General features: G+C 64.4%; 14 protein-coding genes. 1 reads left to right on the top strand and 13 read right to left on the bottom strand.

Annotation, left to right across the window (positions count from 1 at the left end; all coding sequences use genetic code 11):
• Positions 1 to 6: 6 nt before the first annotated feature.
• Complete coding sequence (locus QX135_RS16575) at positions 7 to 1,044, top strand: ABC transporter permease (RefSeq protein WP_315775060.1); 1,038 nt, start codon at positions 7 to 9, stop codon at positions 1,042 to 1,044.
• 231 nt (positions 1,045 to 1,275) lie between these two features.
• On the opposite strand, the gene mtnK is transcribed toward QX135_RS16575, so the two are convergent.
• From mtnK to nuoG, 13 genes are all read right to left on the bottom strand, one after another.
• Complete coding sequence (gene mtnK, locus QX135_RS16570) at positions 1,276 to 2,577, bottom strand: S-methyl-5-thioribose kinase (RefSeq protein ID WP_316234171.1); 1,302 nt, start codon at positions 2,575 to 2,577, stop codon at positions 1,276 to 1,278.
• Between the two features lie 102 nt (positions 2,578 to 2,679).
• The gene (locus QX135_RS16565; RefSeq protein WP_315738259.1) at positions 2,680 to 2,955 is read right to left on the bottom strand and encodes a DUF1467 family protein; all 276 of its coding nucleotides are present in this window, start codon (positions 2,953 to 2,955) and stop codon (positions 2,680 to 2,682) included.
• A 15-nt stretch (positions 2,956 to 2,970) separates the two neighbouring features.
• A complete protein-coding gene (gene mce, locus QX135_RS16560) occupies positions 2,971 to 3,375 on the bottom strand; it encodes a methylmalonyl-CoA epimerase (RefSeq protein ID WP_315738260.1) in 405 nt (134 codons plus the stop codon).
• A 45-nt stretch (positions 3,376 to 3,420) separates the two neighbouring features.
• Complete coding sequence (locus tag QX135_RS16555) at positions 3,421 to 5,091, bottom strand: ribonuclease J (protein ID WP_315738261.1); 1,671 nt, start codon at positions 5,089 to 5,091, stop codon at positions 3,421 to 3,423.
• Entirely contained in the window at positions 5,092 to 5,895 is an 804-nt protein-coding gene (locus QX135_RS16550; protein ID WP_316234170.1) for a biotin--[acetyl-CoA-carboxylase] ligase, read from the bottom strand.
• A complete protein-coding gene (gene nuoN / locus QX135_RS16545; RefSeq protein ID WP_316234169.1) occupies positions 5,896 to 7,323 on the bottom strand; it encodes an NADH-quinone oxidoreductase subunit NuoN in 1,428 nt (475 codons plus the stop codon).
• A 29-nt stretch (positions 7,324 to 7,352) separates the two neighbouring features.
• Positions 7,353 to 8,861 carry an NADH-quinone oxidoreductase subunit M gene (locus tag QX135_RS16540; protein WP_315738264.1) on the bottom strand — a complete coding sequence of 503 codons (1,509 nt, stop codon included), beginning with the start codon at positions 8,859 to 8,861 and terminating at the stop codon, positions 7,353 to 7,355.
• Entirely contained in the window at positions 8,858 to 10,930 is a 2,073-nt protein-coding gene (nuoL, locus tag QX135_RS16535; protein ID WP_316234168.1) for an NADH-quinone oxidoreductase subunit L, read from the bottom strand. Before nuoL ends, QX135_RS16540 begins: the two co-directional genes overlap by 4 nt.
• Positions 10,931 to 10,995: 65 nt before the next feature.
• Positions 10,996 to 11,304, bottom strand: coding sequence for an NADH-quinone oxidoreductase subunit NuoK (nuoK, locus tag QX135_RS16530; RefSeq protein ID WP_284418728.1), 309 nt, complete (start codon positions 11,302 to 11,304; stop codon positions 10,996 to 10,998).
• Positions 11,301 to 11,939 carry an NADH-quinone oxidoreductase subunit J gene (locus tag QX135_RS16525; RefSeq protein WP_315738266.1) on the bottom strand — a complete coding sequence of 213 codons (639 nt, stop codon included), beginning with the start codon at positions 11,937 to 11,939 and terminating at the stop codon, positions 11,301 to 11,303. Before QX135_RS16525 ends, nuoK begins: the two co-directional genes overlap by 4 nt.
• 9 nt (positions 11,940 to 11,948) lie before the next feature.
• On the bottom strand, positions 11,949 to 12,437 hold the full coding sequence (nuoI, locus tag QX135_RS16520; protein ID WP_006611003.1) for an NADH-quinone oxidoreductase subunit NuoI: 489 nt from the start codon (positions 12,435 to 12,437) through the stop codon (positions 11,949 to 11,951).
• A gap of 7 nt (positions 12,438 to 12,444) precedes the next feature.
• A complete protein-coding gene (gene nuoH / locus QX135_RS16515; RefSeq protein ID WP_316234167.1) occupies positions 12,445 to 13,515 on the bottom strand; it encodes an NADH-quinone oxidoreductase subunit NuoH in 1,071 nt (356 codons plus the stop codon).
• A 10-nt stretch (positions 13,516 to 13,525) separates the two neighbouring features.
• On the bottom strand, positions 13,526 to 15,595 hold the full coding sequence (nuoG, locus tag QX135_RS16510) for an NADH-quinone oxidoreductase subunit NuoG (protein ID WP_316234166.1): 2,070 nt from the start codon (positions 15,593 to 15,595) through the stop codon (positions 13,526 to 13,528).
• Between the last annotated feature and the right edge of the window lie 4 nt (positions 15,596 to 15,599).

Raw genomic sequence — 15,599 nt, 5'->3', positions numbered from 1 at the left:
ATTGTCATGGCGCATGGCGAGACCGTTCCGATGCCGGAGGCGCAACCGCGACGCGCCGGCGGGGTCGCAGCGCTGCTGCGCTCGCAGATGCGCAACATCGCGCCGTTCCTGACGCTGATCTTCCTCACCGCGTTCTTCGCAATCGCGAGTCCATCCTTCGCCACGCTCGACAATGTCGGCAACATCCTGACCCAGGTGTCGGTGACCGGCATCATCGCGGTCGGACTGACCTTCGTGATCCTGTGCGCCGAGATCGACCTGTCGATCGCTGCCATCGCCAACGTGACCGGCATCGCGGTGGCCTATTTCACCTTGCAGGAGTCCTACGTCAACATCGCCAATTTGCCGATGCCCGGCTTTGCCGCCATCCTGCTCGCGCTGGCACTGTGCGCGCTGCTTGGCGTGGTCAACGCCTTCGGCCTGACCGTGATCGGCATTCCCTCGTTCATTATGACGCTCGCGATGATGCAGATCGCCGCAGGCATTTCGGCCATGCTGGTGCGTGGCCAGATCGCCTACAAGGTGCCGCCCATCATCACGACGCTCGGCTCCGGCTCCTTGGCGGGGGTGCCCTGGATCGTGATCGTGGCCGCCCTCATGCTGCTGCTGGGGCACCTCGTGCTGACCTACACGCGGTTCGGCCGCTACGTCTACATGGTCGGTGGCAACCGCGAGGCAGCGGAGTATTCCGGCCTGAACGTCAAGCTGATCCTCGGCAGCGTCATGGTGATCTCGGCGGTGTGCTCGGGAATTGGCGGCATGCTCGGCGTGGCGCATTTCGGCAGCGCGCAGCAGAACGAGTTCGACACCTACCTGCTGGATTCGATCGCTGCCGTCGTGGTCGGCGGCACCAGCCTGTTCGGCGGCCGCGGCGGCATCGGCAACACCATCGTCGGCCTGTTCGTGCTCGGCGTGCTCAACAACGGCCTCGACCACGTCAACATCGACAGCTTCCTGAAGATTCTGATCCGCGGCCTGATCCTGCTCGCCGCGCTGGTGATCAACGTCTACGCGCAGCGGCTGCGCGCCAAGGCGGCGGATTGAGCGTGTGTCGTAGGGCGGCCGCGTGCCCACCATCGAGCTACGTGGCACGTGAGACATGGTGGGCACGGCGCGATCTGACAGTGCAAACGACGACAGACCGTCGCCGCGTGCCTTTGCCCACCCTACGCATCTGTTTCCGTCATTGCGAGCGAAGCGAAGCATTCCAGAGGCTTGCGAAGATTCTGGATTGCTTCGTCGCTTTGCTCCTCGCAATGACGTTGACCCCGTGAATCAAAAACCAGGCTGCCAGTGACGCAGCTCGCGCGCGGCGCGTGTCACGGCCTCGATCGACGTGAACGATGCCGTCTCCACCATCAGCGTTCGGGCCAAGCGCAATGCCCGCGCCTCGCAGGTCGCGCGCCGCTTCTCATCCTCGATCAGCTCGAAATCGATGTTGTGCGCCAGGCCGAGAATACGACGGATGATCTTCGCGGCTGCAAATCCGACGGCATCCTGGAACAGGCGCGCCATGAAGGCCTGACGTTCGGCCTCAAGCCGCGCAGTTCCTGCTTCACCGGGAAACAGCGAGAGCGGATAGGCATCGCCGATGGCCTCGCTGCGCCACAGCGCCAGGAACTTGCCCGCGAACGCGCTCCACACCTGGTCCACGGTGATCAGCACCCAGCCCTCGAATGCCGCCCTGTCGGCGGGCGCGCGCTCGTGTCCGGCCGACGCAAAATAGGCCATCAACAAGTTGGCCAGGACAGCACCGACGTCGAAGCCCATCGGGCCGTAGAAGGCGAATTCCGGATCGATCACCCGGGTCTCAGTCTCCGTGACCATGATCGATCCGGTGTGCAGGTCGCCATGGATCAGCGCCTCGGCGCTCGACAAGAACTTCAGCTTCAGCCGGGAGACCGCGACATGAAGATCGAGATCGGCACGAATGTCGGCCGCGGTCGCGTCGAGCCATGGTGAGGTCCAGCGGTTCTGCTCAGCGATCCGATAGGGATCGGTGAAGATCAGGTCCTCCGTGATCTTGCACAGCGCATGATTGCCGGCAAAGCTCGCGATCGCCTCCTTCTTCGCGGCGGCAGACAGCGCGAGGTCGGACGAGAAGAACAGCGTCCGCGCCATGAAGGTCGTGATGTGATCGACGAAGGCCGGATAGATCGTGCCCGCGACCAGCCCCTTGCGCATGATGATGTGCGGCTCCAGCAGCTCCATCGCCGTCAGCGCCAGCGCCGGATCATGATGAACGATGGCCGGCACGAGGCCCGGGGCAAGGCGGTTCTGATGCGTCAGCGCCAGATGCTCATAGTGGGCGCGTGACAGCGGCAGCGGCCAGCTCTCGCCGACCAGCCGCACGTAAGGCAGCGCCTGCTTCACCGCGAGTCCGCCGGACGATCCCTTGACGATGAAGACTAGATTGAGGTTGCCATCGCCGACCTCGGTGATCGACCAGCGCTCGGCCGGTCCGCCGAGTTGCCCTGCAACTGAAGGGATCCCCGCGAGATAGTTTCGAAGATCAGTCTCGTTCAGAATGCGATAGCCCGATGGCGTCCCGTTCCGGGCCTCGGCCGATGTCGTCACGCGCAACCTCCCTATCGAACTTGTTTTGACCTCCTATAGCAAAAAAGCCGACGCGCGTCCGCGCATCGGCTTCGAGAGAACGTTGTGCGATGCGAGCGGCAGCTAGAACGGAATCCCCATCAGCCGCGACAGTCGCTCGATGCTGAGATACCCGGCCTGATAGGCCACGAGTGCCAGGCCGAACACGACCGCCGACAGCAGCGTCGTCCAGATCAGGCGGCGTCCCATCAGGCTGATGGTCGGCGCCCCGGGATCGGTGCCGGGCGAGCCGCCGCCCGTCTCGTGCTGGCTGCGCACGCCGAACGGCAGGGTCACGAACAGCATGACCCACCACAGCACGAAGTAGATCGCGAGCCAGGTAGAGATCGTATAGGCCATGATCGCCCCGCTGCCTCAGGCCTGCTCGATCTCGACGAGCGCGCCGGAAAAATCCTTCGGATGCAGGAACAGCACCGGCTTGCCATGGGCGCCGATCTTCGGCTGGCCGTCGCCGAGCACGCGGGCGCCCTCCTTGATCAGCGTGTCGCGCGAGGCGATGATGTCGGCCACCTCGTAGCAGACGTGATGGATGCCGCCATCCGCATTGCGCTCGAGAAACTTCGCGATCGGCGACGCTTCGCCCAGCGGCTGAATGAACTCGATTTTGGTATTGGGCAGGGTCACGAACACGGTGATCACGCCGTGCTCAGGCAACGGGACGGCTGGGGATATCTCGGCGCCGAACGCCGCGCCGTAGATCTTGGCGGCCTTTTCGGCGTCCTTGACCGCGATGGCGACGTGGTTGAGCCGGCCCAGCATGACAACCTCCACTTTTCTTTTGAACCGCCGTTTGATCGGCCTGCGTCAGACTTCCAGGACGTGAACCAGACAGATCGGCTTCTTGCCCCATTGCTCATTGACCGCCGAACGCACCGCCCGCCGCACGGATTCTGCCGCTGCGTCTGGATCGCGCCGGCGCGCCCGCGGCAGACCTTCGAAGGTCGAGACGACAGCATCGAAGACGATGTCGTCCATCTCCTCGCCCGCCGCATTCTTCTCGGGGATGCCGACCATGTCGACTTCCGGATCGTCGGCCAGCTCGCCCTTCTCGGTGATGGCGAGCGCCACGAAGATGCAGCCGGCAAAGGCCATCTTGCGACGCTCGACCACGGCGCGCGACTTCGAATCCTCGACGATGCTGCCGTCCTTGTAGAGGCGCCCTGCCGGCAGCTGGTCGATGATTCCGGGATCGCCGGGACCGAGCTTGACGAGATCGCCGTTGCGACAGGTGATCACCTTGGGCACGCCGCAGGCGCGCGCCAGCCTCGCGTGCTCGTGCAGATGCAGCGCCTCGCCATGGACGGGGATCAAGAGCTGCGGCCGCGTCCACGCGATCATGTCGCGCAGCTCGTCGCGGCGCGGATGGCCGGAGACATGAACCAGATGATTGCGGTCGGTGATGATCTCGATACCCTGCTGCACCAGCCCGTTGATGACGGCGCCGACCGCCTTCTCGTTGCCGGGGATGGTGCGCGACGAGAAGATGACAGTGTCGCCCTTGTTCAAGGTGACCAGCGGATGATCGTCATTGGCGATGCGCGAGAGCGCGGCGCGCGGCTCGCCCTGGCTGCCGGTGCAGAGCGCGAGCACCTTGTCGGCCGGGAAATGGCCGTAGAGATCCATGCCGCGGAAGTTCTGCACGCCGTCGAGATAACCGGTCTCACGCGCGACCTGGACCACGCGCTCCATGGCGCGGCCGACGATGACGACCTCGCGCTCGGCCGCGCGCGCCGCTTCGGCGACGGCGCGGATACGCGCGACGTTGGAGGCGAAGGTGGTCACGGCCACGCGGCCGCGCGCCTCCTTGACCAGGGTCGTAATCGTCTTGGCAACCTCGGCCTCCGACGGCGAGCGTCCCTCGCGCACCGCGTTGGTGGAATCCCCGATCAAGGCGAGAAGTCCGGCGTCGCCGAGCTCGCGCAGCCGCTTCTCATCCGTCGGCGCGCCCAACACCGGCGTCGGATCGATCTTCCAGTCACCGGTGTGCAGGACGGTGCCGACCTCGGTGTGGATCGCTAGCGCGTGCGATTCAGGGATCGAATGCGCGACCGGAATGAACTCGACGTTGAAAGGACCGATGTCGACGCGGCCGCCGGAGGGGATCACCTTGACCGGGATCTTGGCCGGGAGGCGCTCAGCCTCGCACTTGGCCTCGAACAGCGCGGCGCTGAACTTGGTCGCGTAGATCGGGCATTTCAGCCGCGGCCACAGATCGATGATGGCGCCGAAATGGTCCTCATGCGCGTGGGTCAGCACGAGGCCGACTAGGTTGTTGCGCTCCTTCTCCAGGAAGGCGACGTCGGGCATGATCAGGTCGATGCCCGGCAAATGCTCCTCATCGCCGAAGGAGACGCCAAGATCGATCGCGAGCCACGAGCGCTGGTGGCGATTGCCGAGCCCGTAGATCGACAGGTTCATGCCGATCTCGCCGACACCTCCGAGCGGCGCAAATGTCAGTTCGTCGGGACGTGCCATCTAGACCGCTCCTTTGGATGCGACCGAGCCGAAATGAACATCACCGGCCGTGATCGGCTCCAATCGTCCCTCCGCGGTCCGCACCAGCATACAACCCTGTTCGTCGATCGTGTCGAAAATCCCCTCGATGATAGCATGTCCGGACCTGATGGCGACCGGCTGGCCGAGGCCTGCCGCCCGCTCCAGCCAGAGCCTGCGGATATCACCGAAGCCCCGCCCCTCGTTCCAGATGCCGAAATATTCGACCCAGGCATCCGACAGCGCCGAGAACAGATCCTCGGCGGTCACCTGGATGCCGAGGTCCGCCAACGATACCGCCGGAGTCGGGGTATCCGGCGGCGCCGCCACCACGTTGGTTCCGAGGCCGACAACCACCGCCAATCCGCCAGCCACCTGCTCCGCCTCGAGCAGCATGCCAACGATCTTGCGGCCGTCAACGAGAACGTCGTTCGGCCACTTCAGCGCAAATGACGCGTGTGCTCCGGACCGCAGCGCAGCCTCGATGCTCACCTGGCGCAACGCGCTCTCGATGGAGAGGCCTGCGGCAAAGCCGAGTGTGGCTGCGATCGCAGGAGCCACGTTCAGCACTTCCAGCACGCTCGAGGCCAGATTGCCACGCGGGGCGATCCACGGACGCTGGCGCCGGCCGCGCCCAGCCGTCTGCTCCGATGTGACGAACCAGCATGGCGCCCTGCCGCCCTCTCGGGCTGACTTCAGCGCCTCGACATTGGTCGAGCCGGTCTGGTCGAACGTGACGAGTCCGTAGCCAGCCTTGGCGGCCTGGGACCCTAGCGCAAACGTCATCTAGAACAGCGATTTCGCCGCGGCCGCCGCCGCGCTGACGAGCGGGCCGGGATAGGCGAAGAACAGGATGTTGAAGATGCCGGAGATCGCGAGCACGGTGCGCAGCTCGATCCTGACCGGATCGAGCGTCGGCAGCGGCTCGTCGAAATACATCGTCTTGACGATCAGCAGATAATAGTAGGCGCCGACCACGCTGGTAAGGACGCCGATCACCGACAGTGTGAACAGCCCGCCCTTGATCGCGGCGACGAACACGTACCATTTGGCGAAGAAGCCCGCGAGCGGAGGAACGCCGGCCAGCGAGAACAGCAGCATCGCGAAGAAGAAGGCGAGCAGCGGATTGGTCCGGGAGAGCCCTGCAAAATCGCTGATCTTCTCGAACGACTGGCCATTGCGCTTGATCGCCATGATCACGGCAAAGGAGCCGAGCGTCATCGCGACATAGATCGCGATATAGGTCAGTACGCCCTGCGCGCCCTCGACCGTGCCGGCGGCGAGGCCGACCAGCGCGAAGCCCATATGGCCGATCGAGGAATAGGCCATCAGGCGCTTGATGTTGGTTTGGCCGATCGCAGCGAACGAGCCGAGCGCCATCGAGGCGATCGAGACGAACACGATGATCTGCTGCCACTGGAAGGTGATGCCGGGGAACGCGGTCAGCGCGACGCGCGCAAACACGGCCATCGCCGCGACCTTGGGCGCGGAGGCGAAGAACGCCGTCACCGGCGTCGGCGCGCCTTCGTAGACGTCCGGCGTCCACATGTGGAACGGCACCGCCGAGACCTTGAAGCACATGCCGGCGAACAGGAAGACGAGGCCGAAAATGATGCCGACGCTGCCGGTCTTCGTCGCCGCTGCGATCCCGGCAAAGCTCACCGTGCCGGTGAAGCCGTAGATCAGCGAGGCGCCGTAGAGCAGCATGCCGGAGGACAGCGCGCCCAGCACGAAGTACTTCAGGCCGGCCTCTGTCGACTTGACGTTGTCACGATGGCTGGCCGCGACAACGTAGAGCGCGAGCGACATCAGCTCGAGACCGAGGTAGAGCGTGATCAGGTCGCCGGCCGAGATCAGCACCAGCATGCCCAAGGTCGAGAGCAGCACCAGGATCGCATATTCGAAGATGCGGCGGTCCGGCGCCGACAGGAATTCGACCGACATGATCAGCGTCGCGATCGAGCCGATCAGCGCCAGGATCTTCAGGAAGCGCGCGTAGCTGTCAGCGATGAAGCTGCCGCCGAACGCCTGGCCGCCCGGCTGCCCGAGCACCAGGATGCCGACCACGATCAGCAGAGCGACCGCCAGCCAGGTGACGAGCCCCGTCGTCCCCTGTCCGCGAAACGCGCCCAGCATCAACAGCGCCATGGCCCCCACGGCCAACAGCAGCTCCGGCAACACCACCCAAAGCTGAGGCCCAAGATTCTCGATCATCGTCTGTGTCCCGACCCCTCAAGGTCTCATCATTGGAGCAGCGCGGCGGCCTTCACGGCCGTCACGGCGGTATTGTAGTTGTTGACGAGCTGCTGCACCGACGCCGCCGACATATCGAGGATCGGCTTCGGATAAACGCCGAACAGGATGGTCAGCGCCACCAGCGGAAACAGGATCACGCCCTCACGCAGGGTGAGATCCTTGATGCTGGCCAGCGACGGCTTGGTCAGCGCACCGAACACCACCTTGCGGTAGAGCCACAGCGCGTAGGCCGCCGAGAGGATGACGCCGAAGGTCGCGAAGAACGCGGTCGGGATCGACACCTTGAAAGTGCCGAGCAGGGTCATGAACTCGCCGACGAATCCGGAGGTGCCGGGCAGGCCGACATTGGCCATGGTGAACACCATGAACACCAGCGCATAGACCGGCATCCGGTTGACGAGGCCGCCATAGGCCGCGATCTCGCGGGTGTGCATCCGGTCGTAGACGATACCGACGCAGAGGAACAGCGCGCCCGAGACGATGCCGTGGGAGATCATCTGGAACACGCCCCCGGCCACGCCCTGCATGGTGCCGGCGAAGATGCCCATCGTGACGAAGCCCATATGCGCCACCGACGAATAGGCAATGAGCTTCTTGATGTCCTCCTGCATCAGCGCGACCAGCGAGGTGTAGATGATCGCGATCGCCGAGAGCGTAAAGACCAGCGGCGCGAAGTCGTGCGACGCCAGCGGAAACATCGGCAGCGAGAAGCGCAGGAAGCCGTAGCCGCCCATCTTCAGCAGGATCGCGGCGAGAATCACCGAGCCCGCGGTGGGCGCCTCGACGTGCGCATCCGGCAGCCAGGTGTGAACCGGCCACATCGGCATCTTCACCGCGAAGGAGGCGAAGAAGGCAAGCCATGCCCAGGTCTGCAAGGAGCGCGGCACCGCCGTATGCATCAGGGTCGGGATGTCGGTGGTGCCGGCGTTCCAGTACAGCGCCATGATGGCGAGCAGCATCAGCACCGAGCCAAGCAGCGTGTAGAGAAAGAACTTGAAGGAGGCGTAGACCCGGCGCGGGCCGCCCCAGACGCCGATGATCAGGAACATCGGAATCAGGCCGCCCTCGAAGAACAGATAGAACAGAACGAGGTCGAGCGCGGAGAACGTGCCAACCATCAGCGTTTCCAGGATCAGGAACGCCATCATGTATTCGCGCAGCCGGTTGGTGACCGACTTCCAGCTCGCGATGATGCAGAACGGCATCAAAGCGGTGGTCAGGATTACGAACGGCAGCGAGATGCCGTCGACGCCCATGTGATAGCTGATGCCGGCCGCCAGCCAGTTCGACTTCTCGACGAATTGGAAGTCGGTCTGTGCCGGATCGAAGCGCAGCACCAGGATCACCGACACCGCGAAGGTGATCAGCGTGGTCCACAGCGCGATCCAGCGCGCGTTGCGCCGGGCCGCCTCGTCGTCGCCGCGCACCAGATAGATCAGCAGCGCGCCGACGATGGGCAGGAAGGTGACGACAGAGAGAATTGGCCAGGTGGTCATTGCTGGCCCCCCATGAACATGAACCAGGTGATCAGGCCGGCGACGCCGATCAGCATGGCAAAGGCATAATGATAGAGATATCCGGTCTGGATCTTGACGACGTTGCGCGTGATGTCGAGCACCCGCGCCGAGACACCATCCGGACCGAACCCGTCGATGACGAAGCCGTCGCCCTTCTTCCAGAGGAAGCGGCCGAGCCACTTCGCAGGACGGACGAAGATCACGTCATACAGCTCGTCGAAGTACCACTTGTTGAGCAGGAACTTGTAGAGCAGCGGCTGCTGGGCCGCCAGCTCCTCCGGGATGTCCGGACGACTAATGTAGAAGAAGTAGGAGACCGCAAAGCCCAGCACCATCATGATGAACGGCAGTTGAGCGAGCCAGAACGGCATATGCTCCATGTCCTCCAGGATGTGCGGGTTCATCTTCAGCGACTCGCCGAAGAAGTGCTCGACACCATGGGGATCGGTGAACACGCCCTTGAACGGGAGGCCGGCCAGGATCGAGCCTGCCGCGAGCACGCCGATCGGGATCAGCATCCAGATCGGGCTCTCGTGCGCGGCATCATAATGATGCTGATCGTGCGGCGTGCCGAAGAAGGTCTTGAACACCAGGCGCCAGGAATAGAACGAGGTCAGGCCGGCGGCGACAATGGTGAGGAAATACGCGTAGGTCGCGAACGGATTGTGCGCGGCATACGCGGCCTCGATGATCGCATCCTTGGAGAAGAAGCCTGCGAAGCCGGGGAAGCCGGTCAACGCCAGCGTGCCGACCGTCATCACCGCGAAGGTGTATGGGATCTTGCGCCACAGGCCGCCCATGTTGCGGATGTCCTGCTCGTGATGCATCGCGTAGATCACCGAGCCAGAGCCTAAGAACAGCAGCGCCTTGAAGAAGGCGTGCGTGAACAGGTGGAACATGCCGACCGAGTAGGCCCCTGCTCCCATCGCCACGAACATGTAGCCGAGCTGTGAGCAGGTCGAGTACGCGACGATGCGCTTGATGTCGTTCTGCACGAGGCCGACGGTCGCGGCGAAGAACGCCGTGGTCGCGCCGAAGAACATCACCACGGCCTGCGCATTGGGCGCGAGCTCGAACAGCGGCGACAGGCGCGCCACCATGAACACGCCGGCGGTGACCATGGTCGCGGCGTGGATCAGCGCCGAGACCGGGGTCGGACCTTCCATCGCGTCCGGCAGCCAGGTGTGCAGCAGGAACTGCGCCGACTTGCCCATCGCACCCATGAACAGCAGCAGGCAGGTCAGCGTCAGCGCGTCGGCATTCCAGCCGAGGAAGTTGATGGTCTTGCCGGCGAAGCTTGGCGCTGCGGCGAAGATGGTTTCGAAGTCGGTCGACTTCGCCAGCAGGAACACGGCGAAGATGCCGAGCGCGAAGCCGAAATCGCCGACGCGGTTGACGACGAAGGCCTTGATGGCGGCAGCGTTGGCCGACGGCTTCTGGAACCAGAAGCCGATCAGCAGGTAGCTGGCGAGACCGACGCCCTCCCAGCCGAAGAACAGCTGCACGAGGTTGTTCGCCGTCACCAGCATCAGCATCGCGAAGGTGAACAGGCTGAGATAGGCGAAGAAGCGCGGACGGTTCGGATCCTCGTCCATGTAGCCGATCGAATAGAGATGCACGAGCGAGGACACGCTGGTCACGACGACGAGCATCACCGCCGTCAGCGTATCGACGCGCAGCGCCCAGGAGACCTGCAGCTCGCCGGAATTGATCCAGGGCAGCAGCTCCTTGACCCCGGCCTCATGATGCATGAAGCCGACGCTGATCAGCATCGCCCAGGATAGGCCGGCCGACACGAACAACAGCGCCGTCGTGATCACCTGCGCGGCCCAGGTGCCGGCCGCGGGCGGCTCGGCGACATGATGGTCATCGTGCCCATGACCGTGATCGTCATGTGCGTGCGCGTCGGCGGCGCCGTGGTGATGGCCGTCGTCGTGATGATGCTCGACCACATCGCCGCTCGGATGGCGTCCATGCGCCCCCAGCAGCGCGATCAGGCCGGCCAGGATCGCGCCGAGCAGCGGCAGAAAGACAATGGCCTGGATCATTCGCCCGTCCCCTTACGCATGACCTTGCCGGCAAGCCGGCCCCCATCTGTGCGGATCATGCGCCCTTAGCCCTTCATCAGATTGACGTCTTCAACCGCAATCGAGCCGCGGTTGCGGAAGTAGACCACCAGCACGGCGAGGCCGATCGCGGCTTCCGCCGCCGCAACGGTCAGAACCAGCAGCGCGAACACCTGCCCTACGATGTCGCCGAGGAAGGTGGAGAACGCCACCAGGTTGATGTTCACCGCGAGCAGGATCAGCTCGATCGACATCAGGATGACGATGATGTTCTTGCGGTTCAGGAAGATGCCGAGGATGCCGAGCGTGAACAGCATCGCGGCGACGGCGAGGTAATGTCCCAGTCCGATGGTCATTTCACCCACTCCGCGGCGTCCGTATCCTGCAGCCCCTGCCCGACCGCAACCTTGCGGACGGCCATCGCCATCTCGGGCGTGCGCGCGTTCTGGACGTTGATGTCCTGGCGCTTGACGCTCGCCTTGTGGCGCAGGGTCAGCACGATCGCGCCGATCATCGCCACCAGCAGGATCATGCCCGACAGCTGGAAGTAATGGATGTATTTCGTATAGAGCACGAGGCCGAGTGCCTCGGTGTTGGTGACGTTGGTCGGGATCGCCGCGGTGATCGCCTTCGGCGCCGTCGGGTTGATGACCCAATACGACACCGTCAGCAGCAGCTCGAACAGGAAGATACCGCCGATGACGAGGCCAATCGGCATGTACTGCAGGAAGCCCTCGCGGAGCTCCGTGAAGTCGACGTCGAGCATCATGATCACGAACAGGAACAGCACCGCAACCGCGCCGACATAGACGACGACCAGGATCATCGCCAGGAATTCGGCTCCCATCAGCACGAACAGGCCGGAGGCGTTGACGAAGGCGAGGATCAGATAGAGCACCGAATGAACGGGGTTCTTGGAGACGATCACCATCACGGCCGAGGCTACGCAGACCGCCGCGAAGAGATAGAAGAAGAGCGCAGGAAGGATCATCGGACGGCCTCAGCGGTACGGCGCGTCGAGCGCGATGGCTTTGGAGATCTCGCGCTCCCAGCGGTCGCCGTTCGCGAGCAGCTTGGCCTTGTCATAGTACAGCTCCTCGCGGGTCTCGGTCGCGAACTCGAAGTTTGGTCCCTCGACGATGGCGTCGACCGGGCAGGCCTCCTGGCACAGGCCGCAATAGATGCACTTCACCATGTCGATGTCGTAGCGCACCGTGCGGCGGGTGCCGTCGTTGCGGCGCGGGCCGGCCTCGATGGTAATCGCCTGCGCAGGGCAGACGGCCTCGCAGAGCTTGCAGGCAATGCAGCGCTCCTCGCCGTTGGGATAGCGGCGCAACGCGTGCTCGCCGCGGAAGCGCGGCGAGATCGGGCCCTTCTCGAACGGATAGTTCAGGGTCGGCTTGGGCTGAAAGAAGTAACGCATCGCGAGGAAGAACGCGGAGACGAACTCCTGCAGCAGCAGCGACCGTGCGGTGGCGGAAATGTTCATGACAGCCTCATTTCGGCGCGATGCCGGCGAAGTGCAGCACGCCCGCGACGATGACCACCATGGCCAGCGACAGCGGCAGGAAGACTTTCCAGCCCAGACGCATCAACTGGTCGTAGCGGTAACGCGGCACGATCGCTTTCGCCATCGCGATCAGGAAGAACATGAAGAACAGCTTGAGCGAGAACCAGATGACGCCCGGCACCCAGTTGAACGGCGGCAGGTCGATCGGCGGCAGCCAGCCGCCCAGAAACAGGATCGTCGCCAGCGCGCACATCGTGGTGATCGCGACATACTCGCCGAGCATGAACAGCAGGTACGGCGTCGAGCCGTATTCCACCATGAAGCCGGCAACGAGCTCCGATTCCGCCTCCACCAGATCGAACGGCGGACGGTTGGTCTCGGCCAGCGCCGAGACGTAGAACACCACGAACATCGGGAACAGCGGCCAGACGTACCAGTTCAGGATCGTCAACTGAGGCAGGCCGATCAGGCTGGCGAGACCGCGCGCATGCTGCGCCTCGACCACCGCTGAGAGGTTCAGGGTGCCGGCGCAGAGCAGCACCGTGATGATCACGAAGCCGATCGAGACCTCGTAGGACACCATCTGTGCCGCCGAACGCAGCGCCGCCAGGAACGGGTACTTCGAGTTCGACGACCAGCCGGCCATGATGATGCCGTAGATCGACAGCGACGAGATCGCGAAGATGAAGAGGATGCCGACATTGATGTCGGCGATCGCCCAGCCGAGATTGGTCGGGATCACCGCCCAGGCCGCCAGCGCCAGCACGCAGGAGACCAGCGGCGCCAGCAGGAACACGCCCTTGTTGGCGCCGGCCGGAATGATCGGCTCCTTGAGCACGAACTTCAGCAGGTCCGCGAAGGACTGAAACAGGCCCCAGGGCCCGACCACATTGGGACCCCGGCGGATCTGCACCGCCGCCCAGATCTTGCGGTCGGCCAGCAGGATGTAGGCAATCGCGACCAGCAGCACGACCAGCAGCAGGACGCTCTGCGCGACCATGACGATCAGCGGCCAGAGGAAGTCGGTCCAGAACGAGCTTGCAAAGAAATCAGCCATCAGGTCACGCTCACTCCGCTGCCGTCAGCATCTGCCCGGAAGCCAGGCGGGAGCATTCCGCCATGACCGCCGATGCGCGCGCGATCGGGTTGGTGAGATAGAAGTCGTCGATCAGCGGCTTGAACGGCGCCTTCTCGAGGTTGCCGCCCTTGCCCGCCAGGGTCTTGATGTCGGCGATCTTGCCCGCCTCGATCTGGTCGATGCGGCCAAGATGCGGCACGGCCTTGATGATCGCAGCGCGCAGAGCGGCCAGCGAGTCGTAGCCAAGCTTCTTGCCGAGCACGTCGGACAGCGCGCGGATGATCGCCCAGTCCTCGCGTGCCTCGCCCGGCGGGAACGACGCCCGGCCGGCCATCTGCACTCGGCCCTCGGTGTTGACGTAGAGGCCCGACTTCTCGGTATAGGCCGCCCCCGGCAGGATGATGTCGGCGCGATGCGCGCCGCGGTCGCCATGGGTGCCGATGTAGACGACGAACACGCCCTCGGGCACCTCGACCTCGTCGGCGCCGAGCAGGACCATCACGTCCATGGTACCGAACGTCGTCATCTGCGCGGCCGTGAGGCCGGTGCCGTTGAAGCCGATGTCGAGGGCGCCGACCCGCGATGCCGTATTGTGCAGCACGGCAAAACCGTTCCAGTCGTCGCGCACGGCGTTGACGTCCATCGCGATCTTGGCGGCCAGCGACAGGATCGCCGCACCGTCGTGGCGCGCTGCGGCGCCGGCGCCGACCAGCACGATCGGGTTCTTGGCGTTACGGAAGGTGGTCGCGAACGAATGCTTGCCGGCAGCGACGTCGCTCAGGGAGTCGGTGCCAGCGCCGATGTGCTCGTACGCATAGGTCAGATCGGCCTTGGGACCGACGACGCCGACCTTGAGCTGACCGGAGCGCCAACGCTTGCGGATGCGGGCGTTGAGCACAGCCGCTTCCTTGCGCGGATTGGCACCGACGATCAGGATCGCGTCGGCCTGCTCGATGCCGGCGATGGTCGGATTGAACAGGTAGGACGCACGGCCGAGCTTGGCATCGAAGCTGTCACCGCCCTGCACCGCGACGTTGGTCGAGCCGAGTTTGGCGAGCAGATCCTTGAGCGCGTACATCTCCTCGACTGCGGCGAGATCGCCGGCGATGGCGCCGACGCGCTTGCCATCGATGCGCGACAGCTTGGTCGCGATCGCCTTGAACGCTTCCGGCCAGGATGCAGCGCGGAGCTTGCCATCCTCGCGAACATAAGGACGGTCAAGCCGCTGCGTGCGCAGGCCGTCGACGACATGACGCGTCTTGTCGGAGATCCACTCCTCGTTCACGGCATCGTTGATGCGCGGCAGGATGCGCATCACCTCGCGGCCGCGGGTGTCGACCCGGATCGCCGAGCCGAGCCCATCCATGACGTCGATCGACTGCGTCTTGCCGAGCTCCCAAGGGCGTGCGGCGAAGGCGTAGGGCTTCGAGGTCAGCGCACCGACCGGGCAGATATCGACCAGATTGCCCTGCAGCTCCGAGCTCAGCGCCTGCTCGAGATAGGTCGTGATCTCCATGTCCTCGCCACGGCCGATCGCGCCCATCTCCGGCACGCCGCAGACCTCCGCCGAGAAGCGGACGCAGCGCGTGCACTGGATGCAGCGGTTCATCGAGGTCTTGACCAGCGCGCCGAGATACTTGTCCTCGACCGCGCGCTTGTTCTCGGCGAAGCGGCTGGTGTCGACACCATAGCCCATCGCCTGGTCTTGCAGGTCGCACTCGCCACCCTGGTCGCAGATCGGGCAGTCGAGCGGATGGTTGATCAGAAGGAATTCCATCACGCCTTCGCGTGCCTTCTTGACCATCGGCGACCGGGTCGAAATTTCCGGCGGCTCGCCCTTCGGGCCCGGCCGGCAATCGCGCACGCCCCAGGCGCAGCTCGCGACCGGTTTCGGTCCGCCCTTCACCTCGACGAGGCACATCCGGCAGTTGCCGGCGATCGACAGCCGCTCATGATAGCAGAAGCGCGGGATCTCGGCGCCGGCCGCCTCGCACGCCTGCAGCAGCGTGTACTCCGGCGGCACATCGATCTCTTTGCCATCGATGATGATCTTGGTCATTGCC

Source organism: Bradyrhizobium sp. SZCCHNR1098, assembly GCF_032489375.1.
Classification (GTDB): domain Bacteria; phylum Pseudomonadota; class Alphaproteobacteria; order Rhizobiales; family Xanthobacteraceae; genus Bradyrhizobium.
The sequence above is the reverse complement of the archived record's forward strand: the minus strand, read 5'-3'. Positions and strand labels throughout refer to the sequence as shown.